We start from the raw sequence: 22,738 nt of genomic DNA on the forward strand, positions 1-22,738 counted from the left end.
TCCTTATACTAAAATACTCTCAATTTTGTCTTGGCTAATGGCTTGTACACAGGCATCTCGATAAAAATTAAACTCATCAATTTCAAAAAATTGAACACCAGCTTTTGAGAAATGGCCAATTGTTGATTTGTTGTCTAAAAGACTGATAAATTCACTTGGACGAATAAATCTTGTCGCCTTTTTACAAATCAATGCTTCGTCAATATGGCAACCATTTACGTAGTTATAACTATTTCCATTGCCTTTTGAAATAATCGTATCATTCGTATACTTAGTTGCTAACATCAAGTCTCTTACATAATTCTCTCCATAATAATGATCTAGATTAATTGGAGCAATATAATACGAATCAACAAGATCATTCAAACTAAAATAATGATGGCAGTAATCAATAAGGTAAGTTTTTATATCCCCGTGATTGTTTTGATTAAAAATGTTTAGATAGCCATCAAACAAGTCGAGTAAGATCACTAGTTTTTTTCGTTTGATTCCTTGTCTACTGTAAATTTCCATTAACTTTTCATAGTCAGAATTACTTCGAACAATCCCTACTAATGTAGCAGTCTCTTCATTCATTTCATATGGTAGATTAATAATATTTAATAAATCTTCCACTCGATTCGTATAAGTGTGTTCCTCTAATACTTTACGTAATGTGAGTAAACGATTTTTCTTATAAAAAGTCTCATCTGAGTAATAATTAGAAAGTCGTTCCTTCATGAGTTTTTCATTGTCGGTAGCAGTTACAATGTCTCCAAACATTCTGTGAATCCCTTCTGAATGGGAACTAATGATTGGCGTATTACTTGCCAGCAATTCAAATACTCTCCGGGCAAACATTGTCGGAGATTTCGTAATACTATTTACGTTTAGTGCTACTTTATATCCTTTATACGCAATATCGATTTCATTTTGTTTTAAGTTTCCAACAATAAATGGCTTATACTCATCAGGAAACTGATTAGGACTTGTTGGATTATGATAGTTTCGGTCATAAATATCTAGTCCATATTCCTTCGAAGCATTGACTAGTTTCTCCATCGCATTCGTACGTTCAGGAAACTTTTTACCGTAATAAGCCCCAGCGAAAACGACCTTTTCTTTACGTGGAAGATATTCAATTGGATTATGGATTTTCGGTTGGGCAGCAAATGGTAAGCAATAAACATTTTCACAACCTTCTGCTACATAGTTCTGTACTGATTCAAAATCAGTCGTGAACACATAGTCAAAATGCTTAGCTGTATCAATAAAAGCTTGGTAATGGAACGGATCTTCCTTATTCCAAAAAACGGTCGGAATATAGTGTTCTTTACACCAATAAACTAATTTTAATAGTTTCGTATGATTTCTGTGATTTTTCGTACCGATTTTATCCTTCCAAGCTCCTTCGTTTCCAAGCCATGCAGACTCACAAAAGAAAAAATCAATTCGATGCTTTTGGAACTCATCTAACCAATTCTCTGGCGTGACTTTTACAAGTTGAAATTCATAATCGAAGCATCGCGTTGTAAATTCGTCTGCAATAAACCCAACTCGAAAGTCCTTAATTTCTTTCTTTTGTTTCATTAGGTGAATCTTTTCGCTTTCAGTCTTTTTATATGAACCCATTAATTTAGCATGGAATAGATGAAGCGTGGCAGCACCTGTCATGTAAATCGAAAAAGAAACCGATTGAATTTCTTTTTGACTAAATTCAGATAGATCAATTACTTCGTCTATTTGAAAACTTAATGTACTTGAGTTGTTCTCGTGATCTACTAGTCGCAATTCACAAACAACCTCACTTTTACCGCTGACAAAGCCCGTGACCCCAAATCTAGTAAATAATTTACGTCTACCTTCATTAAAAAGTAAATCCTTTAATTTTGTTTCATCTATATAATCAATGACAGCAGTCTGCCTTACTAGTTTATTATTAAATAGAACTTCCTTTTCCTTCTGGAATTTTTGAACGCCCTTATTAATTCTAAAATCATCCGCAGAAAAAGAAATTAACTCATGGTTTCTAAAATAGAAGGGTTCATCCACATTCATTAATTTTTGCAACATCATTTTTGTATCAAACTTTTCATTACGTAATCGAGTAATTTGTTTTTCTATTGATTCTTTTAACATGAATGTCCCCTCATTTTCTTTTTAAATACTTCAACAACTTCCAATACTTCCTCGCCAATTTTCCAAACTTTGAGTTCCTGAACGTTTCATAATTTAATTGCAGCTTTTGATATTCCTCCTGCAATTTTTCATATTCATACGAACCAAACGACTGCTTTACTTCGTTTACAAGAACATAATCATCAAGTCCCATCATAAACTCCTCATGCTCTACGATTAAATCCAACTGACGAAATAATTGCTCTTCCATTCTTTTTTCCAATTCCATTACCTTATCAGAAAGGAACTGGTTATGTTTCATTAATAATTCATTTTGTCGTTCAAGATTCGCATCAAAATCCTCATTCGAAACCTCTATTAAATTTGGTTTAAAATTTACAGTTGTTGAATCAACATGACTACTATTCAATAATTCACTATTCTTCATTTCAAACCTCCAGATCAGGATAAACACACTATTCTATAAAGACGACGTGTTTATTAAAAAAAGAAAATATTATGATTAATTTAAGATTAACGATTATTTGTGAATCTTAATGAGTGTCCATGTTAAAAGTATGTAAAAAAAATATAATGATATGTTTTTCAAAATTAATACTGCATCATACTATTCAAAATATAAAAACTCCCCAACTGAAACGTTCTTTTCCAATGAAAAGACAGTGCAACAACTGGGGTGTAGTTTCTTGTACTATATGATCTATCGAGAAATAATCATAACTTCTTAATAATATTCACTTAGTTAATCATTAAAAAACGGTTGTCTTGTTTAATAATTATAATCATTGTGTTAATGTTAATATCTGTTAGCGTTTCGTAAATTTTCTTACGAATTTAAAAAAATATTTTAATTTAAATGGGATGGGCTGCTTTATGCTTAAAAAAATTGAATACTTAAATGATGGAATTAGACTTTACATAGAAGATGCAAACGGGGAGTTAAATGAAGCCTCTTCGTTAGTCGTAAAACAGAGGCCAAATAAATATTTTAAAGTACGTAATGAATTATTGCGAAGCTTAATAAAAAAGATTGATAACCAATATATAGTAGATATTAACTTTACTGATTTGAGTAGTGTCACATTATATCCAATCGAGATTTTTGATCTATATTATACTAAAGATGCTGAAATATTACCCTTAGAAGTTAATCATACTCCTGAAATTCCAACTAATTATATGAACACAAAACTACTAAAAATTTATTACGTAAAGACATATTTAACAAATGATAATCGTATTGCACTCTACTTAACGCAAGATAAATTACATTTTAATCTAGTTAAAACTGATTGTTACGAAGATTTTGTTCAACTCTCTGTTTTTAATCAAAAACAATTCAATCAAATCAAAAACGAATTAGTTATTAATAATCATTCATTTCGTGCGCATATTGAAAACAATAATGCCATTTTGTATTCAACCTTTAATGTATTTGAATTATTGAATAGCTATCCTGAATCGACTGACTTAGAACTATATGCGCAACTTTCATTAAACAAAAATATTAAAGTTTTAATTAACTTATTAACTGAGGATGAATATAATCATCAAACTAAAAACTTTTCTCTTTCATTAAATAAGAACACTATTTCAATTAAAAGAAATGAAAAGAAATTAAAAGTCGCTGCATTTGGATCTTGTGTTACACGAGATAATTTTAATAGTAAATTTAACTTAAATTATAAGAACCATTTTGAGTTAATTCGCTATCAAAACCAATCGTCAATCATTAGTTTAATGAGTAATCCGATTCCATATAATAGAGAGAAAATTGATAACTTAAATGAATATGAGCAAAATGATGTTTTGGATGACTTAGAAAAGAAGTTTTTAAATGATTTAATCAGTAAGCAACCTGAAGTTCTCATTCTTGATTTCTTTGGAGATGTTTATTTTGGCTGTTTGAAGACGGATAGTTCATATATCACTAATAATCATTGGAAGATTACTAATACATCATTTTATAAAGAATTAAACAGAATCACTACATTTAATTTGAATACTAATCTTAGCGAATACTTTACACTTTGGAAGCAATCGATCGATAAATTTTTACAAATTATTAATAGAGAACTTCCGAATTGTAAAATCATACTTCATAAAGCTAGATTTACTGGAATGTACTACGATAACGAACAAAACATTAAGAAAATTAATTCTAAAACTGATATCGAACTATTAAATGCCTTTTGGGATCAATTGGATGACTACGTGATTTCAAATTACAAGGTTTCAACAATAAATGTAAAACAAAACAATATTTCTATTGCAGATCATGCTTGGGGTATTTTCCATTTGCACTTTGAACCAAATTATTATAAGAATTTTCTAGCTGAATTAATAAAATTAACGCAATAAAAAAAGAGGGTGATTTATTGAAAAAACCTTGTCAATTAATTATCAATTTTTCGTAAAAGGAGTAGAGTGATGTTGATTTCCATTACACGATGCTCGCTTTCCATGGGGCGAGACCTAAGCCTCCTCGGCAAGCCTGCGGGGTCTTAGCCTTCCCGCTAATCCCATAGGAGTCGATCATCCCTCCATTCCAATCAACTTATTCATCAAAAAATGTTTGCGGTAAACCCTAATCAAATAGCCTTTACTTAGCGTAATCTAACTCTTTAAATTAATCAGATTGTAGATCAATTAATTTCGAAAATATTATAAACTAAATCGAATTTGTTTTATAAATAAGTCAAAATATAAACTTCCAAAAATCATTTCTAGTGTTATTGAATTAATGAATTGCTCTAACATATTAACATTTAAAAACATTAAAGATGCATTCAAAAAATTATATATCATTATTAAATGTTCCATTAAAGTCTTTTTTCCCTATTGACCATTTTATATTTCAACACTTTGAAAAAGAGGGTGTTTTATTTCACCCTCTTTTTGATTTATTCAGCGTTCCTATTAATTTTGAAATTGTGATAAGATGTTTCAATTGCTTCAAATATTCTCTTTGAGTTATTTCTGTCTTTATATTTAAATATTCTTCTTGAATTTTGTTGGTATAGTTGATCTGCTGTAAAAGCTCTATTTGTAATATTAATGATTTCTTCAAGTAATTTTTCTTCATTTTTAACAATAATTCCAAGATCGCTATATTTAATTTGTTCAGTAGGTGCATGATGATTTTTATGTGGATCAAATTGATAGAATACTACTGGTTTATTCATATAAAAGAAATCACTAGAAACTGATGAGTAATCAGTTAATAATAACTTCGATTCTTTTAGTAAATCTGAAACTTTGGCATCTTTTTTTAATAAGAATTCAATGTTTGGATGTTCTACAATAAAGTTTCCTAAGAAGCGCTGCATCTGATGATGAATATAAAACTTAACCTGTATATTTTCCTTACTAATAAAATCTTGAAACTTTTTATTTGATATCAAATTTTTATACGTCTTAAAGTATTCCGAATTAGAGAATTGTTTTTTATTTATTTTAAATAAATGACGTCTCCACGTTGGCATAATTAATATTTGTCTTTTCGTAATCGCATCATGTAAATTATCAAATCTAGCTAACCCTGTTACTTCAACTTCATCGTTTGAATAGTTTAGTGTTTCCATAATAATTTCTTTTTCAAATTCAGAACTAGCTATAATTAAATTTTGTTGATACTTTTTCTTTGATAAATACGGAGAAATATTATGAATAATAACGCCATGCTGGATACATACTTGAAACTTGTTCTTTAATTGCTTTCTAAATCTTGAGGTGAAATCTTTTGAAGGATTTGGAAAACCACTTTCACTAAATGTCCAAGCACTAACATATACATCCGCTAATAGTGTATAAATTTTATGTTTAAAGGAAGAGTGATGAATAACATTTCCTAATTTAGCTACTTTATCATAATGCGGAGAATTTTTCTCGATTATATAATAGATTTTTCTGTTTGGATGTTGCTCTCTGCAGTACTTAAAAAAGAAATATCCATTATCTTCAGCTTGATCAGGTCTTTCACATACTAACCAAACTTCTTTATTTAAATATAGAAGTTTATAAAAAGAAACAATTAGCAGTAATAAATACTTAAAAATAAGTCCTTTTACTTTGCGTATTGCTGGTTTTACTAAACGTAATGGTTTGGTCAATTTCCATGTTAAGTCTTCACTAGGATCGACTGGATGTTTCTTTAAATAATTGCTATATTTGTTTGCCGTATGATATTGGTATCTCTTACTCCTGAACAACTTCATATAACTAATGGCCTCAGAATATTTTTTCATGTTTAAGATTGCAAAAAATCCTTTATAGCCATCTAGTTTTAAATTCTTTAAAGTTTCCGGTAAATTTACTTCTTTTGTTAATAACTGTAATAGTTCTAATAATTGCAGCTGAGGCTCTTCATCTAATTCATCGACAAATACTTTTTTATCTACTAAATACATTAGTTGGATAATGAACATACCATACGCAAATTTTTGAAGTTCTTTATCTGAATCTTCTCTCACTTTCACAAACAAATAGTTTATTTCTTGGACTTGATTATGGACATACTTGTCATTAACCTCAGTATTTTTAATCGATAATCCATCGTTCGTTCCAATATTTTTATTGGTAAAATATTGCTTTAATTGAAAATACTTTAATTCAAAATAATTAAACTCTTGAATCTTATTTTTTACAAGATAGTCTTTTAAGGTAACAGTCTTCAGTAAATTCATACTCATTAGATCCGAATAGGCAAAATCAATTATATTTACCGGATTCACTTCTAATTTTTTGGTATTTTTAGCAGTAAAAATGCAATCATATTTACCTGAATCCGCTATTCTTAATAATCCTTCTAATAAATGCTTATTTATATTCGTTTTACGATCATAAATGAAGACATATTTGCCGTTTATGTCATTTTGTTTCAATTTTGTATTTATTACACTTAAGTCATCAAACTGATGAGTTAATATTTTCTCAGTTTCTTCATTTAGAACTTCATTTTCTGTATTAAAAAGGATTAATTCAATTTGATTTTGATTAATACTTTGATCCTTAACTGAATTAATACAGTTAATAGCTTGATTTATCTCCTCTTTTATAAATGGAATTATGATGCTAAATTGCAACTTTCGACACCCTCTTCACAAGTCTGATAACTTTTCTTAATGGACTTGTCACTTTCCAAAAATTACTATTTCTTATTTTTAATGACTTTTTATAATCTTTCTCTAGTTCTTTGCTTACTTTAAACCACCATCTTCTAGAAATTAATAAATGATTATAATCTAAAGCTTCCTCGATATGACCAGAGCTAATTAAACTAATAATTGGTTCCTCTACTTCCATATATTCCTTAGTTATTTCTGAATCATATCCTACCGCTACATCTTTAATTAAATTAAAAAGATAATCTTTTTGGTCCTTTGTTAAATTCTTAAAGTCCGCATCTCCAATTTTCCAAAAAATAGATCTAAACACATTTATTTGAAAATATTTAAACTCTTTTTGTGTAAGTAAAGGCTTAATAATTAAAGCTGATTTTACATCGTTTTCTACAGTACTAATAATATCTCTTTGTGTTAGAGATAAATTTTTCTCATCATTTCTTGCTCGATATAAATAAATTACTTCAGGAATATAACTGAACTTTTTGGCTTTGGAGAATAATTGAATGTCATAATATTTGTCTTCACCATTTTTCATACCTTCAATAAAATTAATTTTATTTTCTAATAAAAACTCAGTTTTAACTAATTTTAAAATAATTGCTGTTTTAACTTGATAGAAAAATGGAACATTATCAATATTTACGTCGATATATATCTTTTGTAATTGGTATTGTTTAAATGTAATGTGTTCATGCCTACGTTTAGTTTTATCATCAAAACTTTGCATCTTACCCATTACAAAATCAGACTCACTATTTTCGATTACGTTAATTAATTTTTCATATGCATCTGCTGGTACAATGTCATCCGGATCTAAAAAGATTGTATACTTACCTGTGGCACTTTCGATTCCAACATTCCTTGGTTTACCTGGAGCACCAGAATTCTCTTTGAAATGAATTGCTTTAAAATTTTCATATTTTGCAGCATATTCATCAATAATGATAGGGGTACGATCTGTAGAGCAATCGTTTACCATAATTACTTCTAAATTTTCATAACCAATCGTTTGGTTTAATAATGAATTTAAACATTCATCTATATAATTTTCGACATTATAAATAGGTAAAATTACCGAGATTAATGGTTGATTCATCCCTTATCCTCCTTAAATTAAAATTAAATACCTCTTAAAATATTTTATATTTTCTTATCTGATTTTAATGATATATCTAGTAATCTACGACATTATGTTCTTCTGAAAAAACATAATTTTCTAATAAATATATTAAACATAAAAAAAATGTAAATTTCGATTAAAAAAAACTTACAATTTTGTAATGAAATTGTCATTTATTGATATAAAATGTATTATAACATAAAAAAATGTTACTTATAAATGGTAAATAATATTATAGTTAGAAAATGATTAAAAGAATCTAATTCAGGGATATTCACTATAACATTAGAAATAAATTGGAATTTACTAGATTATTAGTCCTAGTTAAAATCACTCATAAAAGATAGTTAGAAAGAAGCCAAAATTACTACTGAAATAAAAAGAGACGTTTCCATATGAAAAGAAAACGTCTACATTTCTCTTATTATTTTAACGAGTATATTTCTAATTACTTACCGTATTGTTTTTCAAAATATTGCTTATACTCACCAGAAACAATCGTTTCCCACCAGTCCTTATTCTCTACATACCATTGAATTGTTTGGACAATTCCTGTATCAAAATTATAAGTTGGTTTCCAGCCTAGCCTTTCTAGTTTGCTTGGATCAATCGCATACCGTTTATCATGACCTAAGCGATCTTGTACAAATTGAATTAAGTCTTCAGATTTTCCAAGTGTTGCTATGATTGTTTTAACAACCTCTAAATTTGTCCGCTCGTTATGGCCACCTACATTGTAAACTTCCCCATTTACTCCTTTATGCAAAACTAAATCAATTGCTGAGCAATGATCTAGAACATGTAACCAGTCACGAATATTTTCACCTGTACCATAAACCGGAACTTTTTGGTTATTTAGCACTCGTGAAATCGTTAATGGAATTAACTTCTCTGGAAAGTGATATGGTCCGTAATTATTTGAACAACGTGTGATATTCATTGGAAATCCGTACGTTTCGTGATAGGCACGAACTAATAAGTCAGATGATGCTTTACTTGCGGAGTACGGGCTATTCGGTTGTAGAGGTGTATCTTCTGTAAAAAAGGTTGTAGGGTCAAAATCTAAATCACCATACACTTCATCCGTGGATACATGTACAAATTTCTTAACGTTTATCGCTTTTGAAGCATCTAGTAATACTTGAGTTCCTAAAACATTTGTTGTCACGAATATACCCGGGTCTGTTATTGAGCGATCAACATGACTTTCTGCTGCGAAGTGGATAACATAATCGAACTTTTCTTTTTTAAATAATGTCATGATTTCTTCACGGTTTGAAATATCAATTTTGATAAAATGATAGTTTTTATTTTGTTCAATGTTTTTATGCTTTGTTAGGTCACCTGCATAGGTTAAAGCATCTAGATTATATATTAAATAGGTAGGGTATTTATTGATCATGTATTGAACAAAGTTTCCACCGATAAATCCGGCACCGCCTGTTACAGCTACTTTCATGTTTTACTGTACCTCGTCTCTTTTATTTAATTGAACTAAATATCTAGCTAATGCGTCTTGCCATGAAGGTAAGGATTGAAAGCCATTTTCGACTAGCTTTTGTTTTGATAGTCTCGAATTTTTCGGTCTAGCCGCTCTAGTAGGGTAATCTTCGGATGCAATTGATTTTACTAAAGTTTTACTTTCGGTTTGTTTGACTATTTCTTTTGCAAAATCAGCCCAACTAGTAAATCCTTCATTTGTTGCGTGATAGATTCCATATTTATCATTTTTAATTAAATCGACTATTAATCTAGCCAAATCAACTGTATACGTTGGAGAACCGATTTGATCTCCGACGATATTTAATTCATCTCTAGTTTCCGATAATTTTAACATTGTTTTAATGAAATTATTCCCATTAACACCAAATACCCACGAAATTCGAATGATAAAATAGTTTTCGATTAATGATTGAACAACTTTTTCGCCTTCATATTTTGTTAATCCATAATAACCAATTGGATCCGGTTGGTCATCTTCTTTATAAGGACTTTCACCTTTCCCATTAAATACATAGTCTGTACTAATATAAATGAACTTTGAATGATGTTTTTTCGCAGCTTCAACTAAATTTCTAGTTCCTTCTACATTCACATTCCAGCAATTTTCTTTATCATCCTCAGCTTTGTCTACCGCTGTATAGGCAGCGCAGTGAACAATTACATCTGGCATATATGAATCGATAATAGAAGAAACAGATTCTTTTTTTGTAATATCCAGTTCTTTCCGACCGACTCCTTTTACAACTAAACCATGTTGTTCGCATGCCCAAACGACATCATAGCCTAACTGCCCACCGTAACCAGTTACTAAAACCTTCATATCTATTACTCCTTATAGAAAAAATTATTTTCAGCATCCTTTAATAATGGTGCGATTTTATCCTTTACAGATAATAATGGAGAAAGATTAATTGGCCACTCAACCTGAATATCCGGGTCATTCCAAACAATGCCTCGATCACATTCAGGTGAATAGAGTTCATCAACTTTATATTGGACTTCAACATCATCTGTTAAAGTCATAAAACCGTGAGCAAATCCTTTTGGAATCAATAATTGTTTTTTATTTTCGGCACTTAACTCGATACCGATCCATTTTCTGTATGTTGGACTCCCTTTTCGAATATCGACAGCCACATCAAAAATAGAACCCCTAGTACAACGAACTAATTTTGTTTGCGCTTTTGGAGACAACTGATAATGTAACCCACGCAATGTTCCCTTCAAAGCAGAAAATGATTGATTATCTTGAACAAAATTTAAATCCATTCCATAATCCTTCATGATCGAGTCATTATATGTTTCCATAAACCAACCTCGGTGATCACCAAAAACAGTCGGTTCAATCACTACAATTCCTTTTATAAAAGTTTCTGTAATTTTCATTGATAATGACCCCTTAAGCTAATATTTGATCTCACCATTTGCAACTTTTCGTAAATAGTTGCCATAACTTGTTTTACTAAGTGATTCGCTTAAACGTACTAACTGTTCTTTATCGATCCATCCATTAATGTAAGCGACCTCTTCTGGGGCAGATATTTTAATGCCTTGATGCTCTTCAATTGTTTTGACAAAATTTGTTGCCGATACTAAGCTTTCATGCGTTCCAGTATCTAACCACGTATAACCACGTCCTAGTAACTCAACTTCTAATTCACCTAAATTTAAATAAGCTTCATTGACAGAAGTAATCTCCAACTCTCCACGAGTGGATGGTTTTACATTTTTAGCTATTTCAATGACACGATTATCGTAAAAATACAATCCTGTTACTGCATAATTTGATTTCGGAGCAACTGGCTTTTCCTCAATGCTCAAAACTTTCCCGGACTCATCAAACTCTACAACACCAAACCGCTCGGGATCCTGTACATGATAACCGAACACTGTTGCCCCTTTTTCCTTCATCGCTGCTTTTTTCAACATACTACGTAACCCGCTACCATAATAAATATTGTCACCTAATATCATCGCAACAGAGTCATTTCCAATAAACTCTTCACCAATAGTAAACGCCTGAGCCAACCCATCTGGACTAGGTTGTACTTTATATTCCAACGAAACTCCAAATTGAGCCCCATCACCTAATAAAGCCTCAAAACGAGGCAGATCCCCTGGAGTCGATATAATTAAAATCTCTCTAATACCAGCTAGCATTAAAGTTGATAACGGATAATAAATCATTGGTTTATCGTATACAGGTAATAGTTGTTTACTAGTCACCATCGTTAATGGATAAAGTCTAGTACCGCTACCACCTGCAAGTATAATCCCTTTTATCGCAAAGACCTCCTAAACATTTAGGAATATATATATTATTATGATGGTGGATAAGGGGTTGTGTAGGTTAAATTCTTAGGAAATTGTGATGAAATGGTGAATTCAGTTGAAATCTTCGTGGAGGGAAAATAGGTTCTTAGAAGTAAAAAGACATAAAAAAAGAACCACCGTTAAAAAGATAACTTTTAACGGTGGTTCTTGATTTAAATGTTATTTTGTTTCTGAAGGTAATTCTAAGTGCTGACGAAGATCATTCGATATTTTATCTTTTTCTTCTTTCGGAACGATAAAATAATAAATTTTATTAATCATCTTGCCCCCACCTTTAACTTGGGTTTTACTAATATTTTGCGCAGCCTGACGGTAATCCTTTTGAATCGAAACCATGTCACCTAAAGTAATATTCGTCACAACATTCTTTTGGATTGCTTGTAAAATCGATTGGTAGTTTGTTAAAGAAGAAATTGAAGCTCCCTTTTTAATAACCGCTTCAAGAATTTCTCTTTGTCGAAGTTCACGACCAAAGTCACCACGAGGGTCTAACTTACGCATACGAGAGAACTTTAAGGCATCATCACCATTTAAATGAATTGGTCCTTTTGTAAAATGTACACCACCATAAGTAAAGTCTAGGTCATTATTTACATCAACTCCACCAACTGCTTCAACAATATCCTTAAAGCCTTCCATATTCACTTCAAGATAATAATCAATTGGAATATTCAAGAAGTTTTCAACTGTATCAACAGACATTTGAATTCCTCCAAATGCATAGGCATGATTAATTTTATCTTCTTTACCTTTTCCAACAATTTCAGTTCTTGTATCACGTGGTATACTAACCATTTTTGTTGTATTTGTATTCGGATTAACCGTCAATACAATCATCGAATCCGAACGACCTTTATCACCGGGACGATGATCCACCCCTAATAATAAAATAGAGAAAGGTTCTTTCTTTTCAACATTTACTTCTTCTTTTCGTTTATCTGTTTTCTTGATGTCTTTATAAATTGCGTCTGTTGTTTTATTTACATTGTGGTAGATTGAATAGGCATAACCGCCTATTCCTAAACCGATGACAACTAGTGCACTTAGTACGATGATAAGTACTTTTTTTGTTGTGGACATTTTTTTAGTCGAGCTTTTTTCTGAACTGGACAAGATTTTTCTCCTTTAATTACGAACTTATTTTCCGATAAAGAATAGTCAGAATTACTTACCTTTCTATCTTACTTGATTCGATCGGTATTTGCATAATTTTTATTTAAAATTTTTTGAAAAATAAAAAAACAAAACCTCCAAAAGAGGGTCATGTTAACGTTTACCGAAAAAATTAAGAAAGGACGAACTAAAAAAGTTCGCCCCTACACTAAAGGTAATTTTAACTTACCTTAAACTTTTGACATGAAATTGATTTGGAAAGGCACGTATCAACATAGCCTAACCAACATTATCTGTTAATTTCCTTCAACACTTTCTTAATTTCATCTTGAGTCAACTGTTTCCATGGTGCTGCATCATCATTAGCAAGAGGTTTTTCAGGATTTTCATCTTTGTTCCACCATTTTGCCTCATACGGGATGCCATTAAACATTACCCGATCACCACCATTATAGACTTGTCCTTCTTCCCATTGCTGATAGGTTCCTTTCGGCAAGCTAACTTTTGGCAATGGTTTTTCTCCAGGCAATACCGGACCAACAAGTTCCCAAGGAATTGTATTTTCATCCAAGATAGGTGCATCAGGAGCATCTCCTTTTGTCCACCATTTAGCTCTATATACATTGTGTCTCCAGACAACACGAGTACCTTTTAAATAGGTTGTCGATTCATCCCATATCTCATATGGGGAAGTTTTCGGATCATCCGGTTTATTCAAATCTACGTTCGTTACATCTGATTTGGTTGTCCGTTTTGCATCACCAGAAACACTACCATTCATATCCTGTTTCAAAATCGTTGCAAACTCTTGATTGTTTTGTCTAACACCACTATAAAAGTTAGAAACACTTTGAATTCCAACACTATTCTCACTTGACTTCCTGTCACGGTTTGCTGACCACATAGACAATCGTCCTAAACCATTATCTACGGCAAATTTATTCAGCTTAGCTGCATCTTCTAAACTAAAAACTTCACCTTGGATATCATTTTGGCCAATCATTGGTGTTGCGCCGAGTTTTCTCCATAATGCTTTATCACTCAAGTTAACCCCTTGTTTTTGATAAATAATCCTTAGTTGGCGATGGGTTTTTTTCAAGGCATTAATCGAATTGTCTGCCATAGAAAGTGATGGATTACGACTTTCCCCATAATTCATGGTCATAACATTTACGCCAGCTAAATCTACTCCAGCTTTCAATAAAGCTGTTACAGCATCCGTACCATCCTCAGTCAAACCTTGTGGGGTTACTGGTAATGTTACCCAAATCGCTAAGTCTTTTTTATCCTTTTTTCGTTCTTGCTGCAATTTTGCTAAAGCTTCCCCACGAAGTTTAGCGGCTTGCTTATTTGTCAATCCTTCTTGCTCTAAATCCACATCAATCGTATTCAGATCATAACGCTTTACAACTTTAGCATATGCATTTTTCATTTTCCCAACATCTGTTGTTGTAATTCCTAATTCCGAATTGGATAAGCCACCAAATGAAACAATGACTTCCCCACCTTTTTGTCGTAGGCGAGCAATTCTTCGGTCCATATCTAAATCCTCAGATGCCTGATCCAACGAATAGGCGCTTCCCCAACTAGGAACAGCACTATTTTTATTCTCAGCTGTTATGAAACCAAGCACAACATTACCATCGACTTTTTCAAATTCATATTGAGGTGTCAGTGTAGCATCGACATAAGCGGCAAACCAAGGGCTCGATTTTACTGCTGTTTTTTCTGTTTTTTTTGTTTTTTCTATTTTACTAACTACGACTATATTATCTCGATAAAAATAACTAGCACCTACAGCTACCACAACTAAACCTACCAACATTAAACGCGGTATAGACAATTTCTTTTTATTTTGCATAATCTTTTTTCATCCTATTTTTTTATTGCTGAAATTAAGTTTATCTTCAACTTCAGTTGTCTCTGTATTTTCCATTTTGCCAAGTGAAATACTTAATGGGACTTCTGTTCGCCCTTTATCATCACCATAGTATAAAACCGATTGCCAATTGATTTCTGATTGATTTTGTTCAGCTTTTTTTGTTTGCTTCGGTTTTACTTCTACGAATATCCATTCTTTAAAGTTATGAACTAAATCGACAAGCATATTGACAGGTCCGATAAATGATAATGCAGCCCACCCACAAGTAAAGGCGTTAAAAAAGGAAAATAAAGCATTCGGCCAATTACCAAGCATGAAAGAGCGCCAGCAAATAAAAGCAGAATAAGCAATAATGATGATTGGCGCTAAGATATAAAGTGTTGGCGTGCCAGTCCGGTCATTAACCTTAGGTGTTCGTGCAAAAGGAATTTTTTCACTTGTTAATAACTGTTGGATTGACTTTAGTACTCCGGCCAAATTAACAGCCAACAAAATTAGATTGAGACCATAAATTCGGAAGATGTCCATTCGTTTATAACGATTATATTTTAAATCACTCGCCATTGCAGTAAAGTAAGGGATAGCTGCACCAACAATAAAAATACTCAATAAACGATCGTCAAATGGATAGGCTAATAGGAAGATTAATCCAAAACTAGCCCAAGCAATAGATGCCATGTAATTCACTCGCAACAAGATTTCCATTAACTTAATTGGATTACCTTCTTGACGGCGTTGGCGAATAGTAGCAAATAGTTTCGACATAATGATTAATCCACCATTAGCCCAACGACGACGTTGAATAACTAAAGAACCGAAATCTGGTGGAGTTGCTGAGTAACTCAAGCGCTCCGGATAATTTGCCAAGGTCCAACCATTTTTTTCTAAATCAATACTAGACTCCGTATCCTCAATTACTGTACGGTCTTGAATAAAACGGCGAATTTTAAATCCATTTACATATTCTGTTTCAGCAATTTCCTCGATCGCACGTTTTCGAATAACCGCGTTCGCCCCTACCCAAAAAGTCGCACCATAATACGTTGTTCCTTGGTGTAAAGTGTGTTGAATATCTGTTGTAGCCCCAGCAATTCGTTCGATTCGAGTTGGACATCCACGGAAAGAAGAATAAGGAGTTTGTGTTACAGCCACATTTTCATTTCCTTCTTGATTCAATAGATAGACTAGACGTAAACAATACTCTCTTAGCAGAATAGAATCGGCATCGAGCGTTAGTAAAAATTCAGTATCTGGAATAACTAAATCTGCTTCTGCCTCGGAAGATACTTTCTGCAATACTTTACCAGCTGGTGTTTGGCGAATCTTGTAGCTCCCTCCCATTAAATCAATATAAGAGTTAAGATTCATCGCTTTATTAGCTTCATCAGATAAAGAAACATACTGTTTTCGTTGGAAATACCCTACTTTTCCGGTAAAAATCCATACTAATCGAGAATAAAATTGATAGATCCGTTCATAGCTCATGTAATAATTTTCTTTTGTAGATTTCTCTAATGCTACTGCTGTTACTTCTAATTCCTCAGCTAAAGCTCTTAAAACATGATTATTAAAGAAATCATCTACATGAGTCTCCGAAGGTTCTTCATCAGCAAATTTATTAATCCATTTTGCAGCATATTTATATTGCTTTATTAAATCATTTATAGTAGAAGAAGTGATTTCCCCTGTATTGTTATATGTATTTTCAAAATCGTCACGAGCTTTTGCTAGTTTTGTATAAGGGCCTTCTAAAAGCTCTGTAATTTCTTTTGCAAGATTCATAGTTGCTTGCAATTTTTCCCTTTTTTGCGGATCAGTTGGATTCGGCTTATCATCAATCAAAAGTTGTACATTGATTTCCGGATATTCTTGTAAAACAGCTGATAGTAATGTTTTTCGAATAACGTCAATCTCTTCATCATACGATGGAACCAAAACAGTAATTCCTGGTTGGTTCTCAGAAAAATAAGCAGATAAGGTTTCCCGTGGGACCCGAGTATGCTCTTTAAATCGAATCAATGCCCCTTGTCTAGAGTAAAGATACATTAATGCGGAAAAACATAGTGTCGTAACAATTAAAATATATAATGCCGCTTCAACGACTGCTTTAAAAGTACCATTTCCATTATGCAGTTGATCAAAAATTGTAGACGCTACATAAAGCAGCCAAAATCCAATCGTAAACAAAATATAGATTCGATTCAATGTCAATTTTGCAGTGGAAGGTTTTTCATGCACTCTTGGTAATGGTTCCAAATTGCTTTCAGTGTTAAATTGTCTTTTCATTTCGTTCATTCCCCTTGTTGTCAACTCCCTAAAAAATACATTGTTTCAACTATTTATAGGTGGGTAGATTAAATTGTCACGTCAACAATCTCCCATCCTTTCTATCTATCTCAAAACTATCAATCTTTAAATCTAAAAATTATCTTGTTGTGAGTTTCCATTTACTCGTCACAATTTTATTTAATATCTACTGTTAACTTATCATGTAAATATTTCAATAAATCTTCTCTTATTTCTTCATTCTTTAATGCAAAATCAATTGTTGTTTTGATAAACCCTAATTTCTCACCTACATCATGACGCTTTCCTTCAAAATCATATGCAAAGACACGTTGAATTGAATTTAATTTTTGAATAGCATCTGTTAATTGAATTTCGCCACCTGCACCGATATTTTGTTCTTCTAAGTACATAAAAATCTCAGGTGTAAATACGTAACGACCCATGATTGCTAAATTAGAAGGAGCAGTACCAGGTGCTGGTTTTTCAACAAAGTTTTTTACTTCGTATCTTCTACCCTCTTGCATAATCGGTTCAACAATGCCATATCGATGTGTTTCTTCTTCTGGTACTGTTTGTACACCAATTACAGATGAATAGGTATTGTCATATTGGTCCATTAGCTGCTTTAATCCTGGTGTTTTTGCTTCTACAATGTCATCACCAAGTAATACTGCAAATGGTTCGTTGCCGATAAAATTACGAGCACACCATACAGCATGACCTAATCCTTTAGGCTCTTTTTGTCTTATGTAATGAATGTCGATATTAGATGGCGCTTTAACCTGTTCTAATAACGCATATTTTTCTTTTTCTAATAAATTTTGTTCTAGCTCATATGAATAATCAAAATGATCTTCAATTGCGCGTTTTCCTTTACCTGTTACGATAATGATGTCTTCAATTCCTGATTCAATTGCTTCTTCAACAATGTACTGAATTGTTGGTTTGTCTACAATTGGAAGCATTTCTTTTGGCATTGCTTTTGTAGCAGGTAGAAAACGTGTTCCTAACCCTGCAGCTGGAATAATTGCCTTTCTTACTTTTTTCATTTCAAAAGTCCCCACTTTGTTTTCAGTCTTTATAACATCTAGGTAAAAAAAATATTATTTCTTTTTTCTAATAACTTTTTATTTTTTGAAAAATAATTTAGGGATTCTATCTATACGATTAACGAGTAACCTTTTCTACTAAGTTTCTCTGTTAAATCTTTCCTTTATTATTTTATCGAAATAACATTATTTATTTACCAAAATTAATTATAACAATTTATTGACATATCGGTAAGTATTTTTTAATATTTATTTATTTTGACGTTTACACAAAATAAAAGGTATATCTAAACTATAACTTTTGTATACGTTTACACATTATTAAACCTATTCATATTACAATCATTAAGTAAATTCGTAAAAATAGTTATTATATTAATATAATAACTATTTTTTTACACTTTAAGATTAACAAAAATTGTAATATTAGATATTATACTAAAATAATTCACACTTCACTTTCTAAATAATGATTCATCAAACAGTTTAAATATTTTTTACTCTTTTTATGAAAAATAGCTAGCACATTTTAGTTTTTCTGTTATATAATAATTAATAAATAAATATACTGTATTAAAACAGTTTGGAGACAAATTAATTGACCAACTAAATTAAAGGAGTGTTGTTAATGATGAGTAGAGAAGAACGTAAAAACATGGTTCAGTTTTTGGAATTAACAAAAGGATTTTCAACTGAGGACTTAGTTTTCATGACAGATGCTGATTTAGAGCACCTTTACGACACAGCTTATACGTATATGTTACATCACGCTGAGTAAGATCTTACAACTTTGGTTTAGTGCACTTATAAAATTAAAAGCTAGGTGAACCCTATTTTTGGATTCACCTAGCTTTTCCATTTACAAACGTTTCGTTGGTAAATCGTATTTCTAATTACTTACAATTCCTCATTTTTCTGTTTTTACAAAAGACGCCAAAAGCCCTACTTCTGCGACTATATTCCTCAATTTAAGACAAGAACATTTTAAATGAGTATTTCCTATGCATCTTTTTGTTATATCGAAATTTTAATATTGCCAATATATGGTAAATAAACAGATTATCCATTTTTGTTGTTTAAGTCATAAAAACGTTTAAAATTTGTTCTTTTTTTCCTTATTTATTTGTCTATTTTGGTTTGTTATTTTTATTTAATTTTAGTAAAAATAATTTATCTCTTGCTTAAGTGAAATCAACTTCTTAAATAAAAACAATAAAATTTTGACCTCTCCCTAAAAAAAAAAAGCTAAATGGCATCCTTAAAAAGAATCCATCTAGCTTTTTAATTACACTCACGATCAATAAGCAAGCGTTTCAAAGCGATAACCTTTCCCCTTAATCGTTTTAATATATTTAGGATAATTCGGAAGTTCCTCAATTTTATGTCGTAAACTATGAATATAAATATCAATTAATCTTCTATTTTTATAAGCAGAAATGACATCCATTAATTCTTCTCTTGTTACAATAAAACCAGCTTTTTTGATTAAAAAAAGTAAAATTGCGTATTCTCTTCCATTTAAATCGATCCTCGTTTTGTTTTTATATACCTCTTCTCGATTTAAATAGAAGGAAATTTCTCCAAAATTTAAAACTTTTTCTCGGCCTTCTTCAATTTTTTCGCTGCCTGCCCTCCTCATAACTGCTTTTATTCTTGCGGACAAGTCTCTAGGATGAATTGGATATTTAACATATTGATCCGCTCCCGCTTCAATACAAATCGCTGCTTCGTATGAATCGTAAGTTTCAACTAATAAGATGATTGGTATTTCAGATATCCTTCTTATTCTCATAATTAAAGGAATAAATTCGTCCAAAACTTGGCTTTTCATTAATACTATGCAACCTTTTAAGAATCCTAGATGCGTTTCTTCATTAAACTCTCCATATCGATATGTGCTGATTTTAATTAATCCGAATTGTTTACTTTGTTGAAGCACATGTTCAATCTCGTTTTGATCTTGGATGATGACAATTTGCTCCACCGTATATCTCTCCCATTTTTTACTGTTTATACGGTCATTTTAATTGGTTATTAACAAAAAAGGGGGACTTTCACTATACCTTTACAAATTCTTTACGTAGCGTTAAAAGCAAGTTAATCTTTCTGGGATATTGTAAGAAATGTAGCAAAAACAACGAGGGGGGAACAGTAGATGCATCTGAAAAAAGTACTTTTAATAGTCGTCGTAATCACAATTATGTTATCTTTAGCTGCTTGTGGAATGGCCTATCATCCTAAATCAAGTACAGCAGCTGAAAAACAATTAACTGGTACTGTACTAATTGACGGTTCATCTACCGTTTTCCCGATTATGCAATCCATAACGAAACAATATCGATCTGCACAACCTGAAGTAACGATTTCATTAGGTAATAGTGGGACAAATGATGGTTTTAAAAAATTCACAAATGGTATAACCGATATTAACGACGCATCTCGTCCAATATCAAATGAAGAAAAGACAATCGCTAAACAAAATAACGTCGATTATATTCAATTAAAATTAGCCTACGACGGTCTATCAGTCGTCGTAAATAAAGACAATGATTTTGTTAATCAATTAACAGTTGAACAATTAAAAAAGTTGTGGTCCGTAAAAAGCAAAATAAAAACTTGGAACGAACTAAACTCGGCTTGGCCAAAGGAAGAAATTAAATTTTTCAGCCCAGGTACTGAGTCAGCAACTTACGAATACTTTAATAAAACAATCTTGAATCAAGCTGGCGAACGGAAAGATGTTCAAACTTCAGAAGATGATAAAAATCTTGCAGCTGATGTTGCTAGTGAAAAAAGTGCAATTGGCTATTTTGGTCATGCTTACTATGAAGAAAATAAAGATCATTTAAAAATCGTACCAATCGTTAATCCAAAAACAGGTAAAGCAGTTTTACCAACGAAAGAGACAATCAAAAATGGGACTTATCCACTTTCACGTGAACTCTACACATATGTAAATATAAACTCACTGAAACATCCTGTTGTTTTGGACTATTTAAAATTCGCTAATGAAAATGCTCCAATTTTAGCTGAGCAAGTTGGCTATATACCGTTAGAAGATGATCAATACGAAATCAATATTAATAAAATTGAAGAAGCTAAACACAAATAACCTAACTCACCCCCCAATTTAAATATAAAAGCTACGATTCGTGTTTGAATCGTAGCTTTTTGTTTAATGTTAAAGATTAATAATCGTTTTTTTATTTACGATTCGATCTTTCAACTCTTCACAAAGTTCAATCACTCTTTGCGTTTTCTCTTCATATTTCATATTCAATACATGGTAAAGCGTAATATCACGACATTTTAAAAATGAAGGAATTCGGCTATACCATTCTTCATCTAATTTATATTCGGTTTCATAACCTTTTCGAAAGATTTCTAACTGTCTTTTTGCGAAATTAGATTTTTCTTCGAATGATGCCTTACTACCCCAAGCAGTATAGTACAGGACAATTGCGATATCTGAAATGAAATAATTATATTGCAGATCATCGAAATCAAAAGCCGTTATTTCACCTTTATCATTTACGAAGAAATTGTGGAGATGCAAGTCGCTATGGATTAAACCGTATGAATCTTTTTTTCTTTCATAGCCTTGGATATCTTCTATTAATTCCTTTGTAAAAATACCAAGCTCTTCATCAGCTAACATTTCATTTAAATAAGCTTCTTCATCCCAATGTTCACGATGATTTGTAACAGGGTAATCAACTGTTAACGCATGAAGCTTTCCGATTGTTTTTCCCCATGTGTACATTAGATCATCATTCCAAACAGTTGGGTTTGTCCGATCAACTAATTGACCATCTGCCCATTCAAACATTGATGCGTAAAAACTTGTACCATCACTTGCATGTTGGACTTCTACTAAATTACCGTTTAAAGAAGGTAACGAACCTGCTGCATTCGCACCATTTTCTCTAACATATTTTAAAAACTGAAGCTCGGCCTCAATTTCTTCCTTTGAGCGATGTGATGAATGGGTTAATCGTAAAATGCGATCCGTTCCATCTGCTAACTTACCTTTAAATAGATAGTTTTCGAACTCTCCGACTGGTTTTTCGTCTACTGTTATACCAAATTGTGATGCTGCATTGTTTAAAATCTCTTTCGTAAAAACTCTTTCAACTGCCTGTTCCATTTTTTTTAATCCCCCGAAACGTAAGAATAAATATCTAATTACTTATTCCTCGGTTTC

General features: G+C 31.7%; 17 protein-coding genes. 3 read left to right on the forward strand and 14 right to left on the reverse strand.

Annotation, left to right across the window (positions count from 1 at the left end; translation table 11 throughout):
- Positions 1-3: 3 nt before the first annotated feature.
- Both RAH41_RS11035 and RAH41_RS11040 read right to left on the reverse strand, forming a co-directional pair.
- Entirely contained in the window at positions 4-2,118 is a 2,115-nt protein-coding gene (locus RAH41_RS11035; protein ID WP_331222535.1) for a CgeB family protein, read from the reverse strand.
- Between the two features lie 10 nt (positions 2,119-2,128).
- The gene (locus tag RAH41_RS11040; protein ID WP_331222536.1) at positions 2,129-2,545 is read right to left on the reverse strand and encodes a hypothetical protein; all 417 of its coding nucleotides are present in this window, start codon (positions 2,543-2,545) and stop codon (positions 2,129-2,131) included.
- A gap of 446 nt (positions 2,546-2,991) precedes the next feature.
- On the opposite strand from RAH41_RS11040, the gene RAH41_RS11045 reads away from it, so the two are divergent.
- On the forward strand, positions 2,992-4,479 hold the full coding sequence (locus tag RAH41_RS11045) for a DUF6270 domain-containing protein (protein WP_331222537.1): 1,488 nt from the start codon (positions 2,992-2,994) through the stop codon (positions 4,477-4,479).
- A 542-nt stretch (positions 4,480-5,021) separates the two neighbouring features.
- On the opposite strand, the gene RAH41_RS11050 is transcribed toward RAH41_RS11045, so the two are convergent.
- The 10 genes from RAH41_RS11050 to galU all read right to left on the reverse strand — a co-directional run bounded on the left by RAH41_RS11050 (position 5,022) and on the right by galU (position 18,534).
- Positions 5,022-7,202, reverse strand: coding sequence for a CDP-glycerol glycerophosphotransferase family protein (locus RAH41_RS11050; protein WP_331222538.1), 2,181 nt, complete (start codon positions 7,200-7,202; stop codon positions 5,022-5,024).
- Entirely contained in the window at positions 7,192-8,340 is a 1,149-nt protein-coding gene (locus RAH41_RS11055) for a glycosyltransferase family 2 protein (protein ID WP_331222539.1), read from the reverse strand. Before RAH41_RS11055 ends, RAH41_RS11050 begins: the two co-directional genes overlap by 11 nt.
- A gap of 472 nt (positions 8,341-8,812) precedes the next feature.
- A complete protein-coding gene (gene rfbB, locus RAH41_RS11060) occupies positions 8,813-9,823 on the reverse strand; it encodes a dTDP-glucose 4,6-dehydratase (RefSeq protein WP_331222540.1) in 1,011 nt (336 codons plus the stop codon).
- A gap of 3 nt (positions 9,824-9,826) precedes the next feature.
- Positions 9,827-10,687 (reverse strand): dTDP-4-dehydrorhamnose reductase, encoded by an 861-nt coding sequence (gene rfbD, locus RAH41_RS11065; protein WP_331222541.1) that lies wholly within the window; start codon positions 10,685-10,687, stop codon positions 9,827-9,829.
- A 5-nt stretch (positions 10,688-10,692) separates the two neighbouring features.
- Positions 10,693-11,253 carry a dTDP-4-dehydrorhamnose 3,5-epimerase gene (gene rfbC, locus RAH41_RS11070; RefSeq protein ID WP_331222542.1) on the reverse strand — a complete coding sequence of 187 codons (561 nt, stop codon included), beginning with the start codon at positions 11,251-11,253 and terminating at the stop codon, positions 10,693-10,695.
- Positions 11,254-11,271: 18 nt separating this feature from the next.
- Complete coding sequence (gene rfbA / locus RAH41_RS11075) at positions 11,272-12,150, reverse strand: glucose-1-phosphate thymidylyltransferase RfbA (RefSeq protein ID WP_331222695.1); 879 nt, start codon at positions 12,148-12,150, stop codon at positions 11,272-11,274.
- Positions 12,151-12,360: 210 nt separating this feature from the next.
- A complete protein-coding gene (locus RAH41_RS11080) occupies positions 12,361-13,314 on the reverse strand; it encodes a LytR family transcriptional regulator (protein WP_419471592.1) in 954 nt (317 codons plus the stop codon).
- Positions 13,315-13,603: 289 nt separating this feature from the next.
- On the reverse strand, positions 13,604-15,175 hold the full coding sequence (locus tag RAH41_RS11085) for a chitinase (protein ID WP_331222543.1): 1,572 nt from the start codon (positions 15,173-15,175) through the stop codon (positions 13,604-13,606).
- Positions 15,176-15,184: 9 nt separating this feature from the next.
- On the reverse strand, positions 15,185-17,482 hold the full coding sequence (locus RAH41_RS11090) for a glycosyltransferase family 2 protein (protein WP_331222544.1): 2,298 nt from the start codon (positions 17,480-17,482) through the stop codon (positions 15,185-15,187).
- 176 nt (positions 17,483-17,658) lie between these two features.
- Positions 17,659-18,534 carry a UTP--glucose-1-phosphate uridylyltransferase GalU gene (galU, locus tag RAH41_RS11095; RefSeq protein ID WP_331222545.1) on the reverse strand — a complete coding sequence of 292 codons (876 nt, stop codon included), beginning with the start codon at positions 18,532-18,534 and terminating at the stop codon, positions 17,659-17,661.
- A gap of 628 nt (positions 18,535-19,162) precedes the next feature.
- Here galU and RAH41_RS11100 point away from each other — a divergent pair.
- Entirely contained in the window at positions 19,163-19,312 is a 150-nt protein-coding gene (locus RAH41_RS11100) for a BH0509 family protein (protein ID WP_175403455.1), read from the forward strand.
- Positions 19,313-19,831: 519 nt separating this feature from the next.
- On the opposite strand, the gene RAH41_RS11105 is transcribed toward RAH41_RS11100, so the two are convergent.
- Positions 19,832-20,518 carry a response regulator transcription factor gene (locus RAH41_RS11105; RefSeq protein WP_331222546.1) on the reverse strand — a complete coding sequence of 229 codons (687 nt, stop codon included), beginning with the start codon at positions 20,516-20,518 and terminating at the stop codon, positions 19,832-19,834.
- 171 nt (positions 20,519-20,689) lie between these two features.
- On the opposite strand from RAH41_RS11105, the gene RAH41_RS11110 reads away from it, so the two are divergent.
- Positions 20,690-21,646 (forward strand): PstS family phosphate ABC transporter substrate-binding protein, encoded by a 957-nt coding sequence (locus RAH41_RS11110; protein WP_331222547.1) that lies wholly within the window; start codon positions 20,690-20,692, stop codon positions 21,644-21,646.
- A gap of 69 nt (positions 21,647-21,715) precedes the next feature.
- On the opposite strand, the gene RAH41_RS11115 is transcribed toward RAH41_RS11110, so the two are convergent.
- On the reverse strand, positions 21,716-22,681 hold the full coding sequence (locus RAH41_RS11115; protein ID WP_331222548.1) for a phosphotransferase enzyme family protein: 966 nt from the start codon (positions 22,679-22,681) through the stop codon (positions 21,716-21,718).
- Positions 22,682-22,738 lie beyond the last annotated feature (57 nt).

The sequence above is a fragment of the Gottfriedia acidiceleris genome, assembly GCF_036421055.1.
In the GTDB taxonomy this organism is placed as follows: domain Bacteria; phylum Bacillota; class Bacilli; order Bacillales; family Bacillaceae_G; genus Gottfriedia; species Gottfriedia acidiceleris_C.

Coding starts and splice junctions, on each gene's coding strand:
- galU (WP_331222545.1), bottom strand. CDS start 18,534: ATGAAAAAAGTAAGAAAGGCAATTATTCCAGCTGCAGGGTTAGGAACA.
- RAH41_RS11055 (WP_331222539.1), bottom strand. CDS start 8,340: ATGAATCAACCATTAATCTCGGTAATTTTACCTATTTATAATGTCGAA.
- rfbB (WP_331222540.1), bottom strand. CDS start 9,823: ATGAAAGTAGCTGTAACAGGCGGTGCCGGATTTATCGGTGGAAACTTT.
- RAH41_RS11085 (WP_331222543.1), bottom strand. CDS start 15,175: ATGCAAAATAAAAAGAAATTGTCTATACCGCGTTTAATGTTGGTAGGT.
- RAH41_RS11040 (WP_331222536.1), bottom strand. CDS start 2,545: ATGAAGAATAGTGAATTATTGAATAGTAGTCATGTTGATTCAACAACT.
- RAH41_RS11035 (WP_331222535.1), bottom strand. CDS start 2,118: ATGTTAAAAGAATCAATAGAAAAACAAATTACTCGATTACGTAATGAA.
- rfbC (WP_331222542.1), bottom strand. CDS start 11,253: ATGAAAATTACAGAAACTTTTATAAAAGGAATTGTAGTGATTGAACCG.
- RAH41_RS11090 (WP_331222544.1), bottom strand. CDS start 17,482: ATGAAAAGACAATTTAACACTGAAAGCAATTTGGAACCATTACCAAGA.
- RAH41_RS11110 (WP_331222547.1), top strand. CDS start 20,690: ATGCATCTGAAAAAAGTACTTTTAATAGTCGTCGTAATCACAATTATG.
- RAH41_RS11100 (WP_175403455.1), top strand. CDS start 19,163: ATGATGAGTAGAGAAGAACGTAAAAACATGGTTCAGTTTTTGGAATTA.
- rfbD (WP_331222541.1), bottom strand. CDS start 10,687: ATGAAGGTTTTAGTAACTGGTTACGGTGGGCAGTTAGGCTATGATGTC.
- RAH41_RS11115 (WP_331222548.1), bottom strand. CDS start 22,681: ATGGAACAGGCAGTTGAAAGAGTTTTTACGAAAGAGATTTTAAACAAT.
- RAH41_RS11045 (WP_331222537.1), top strand. CDS start 2,992: ATGCTTAAAAAAATTGAATACTTAAATGATGGAATTAGACTTTACATA.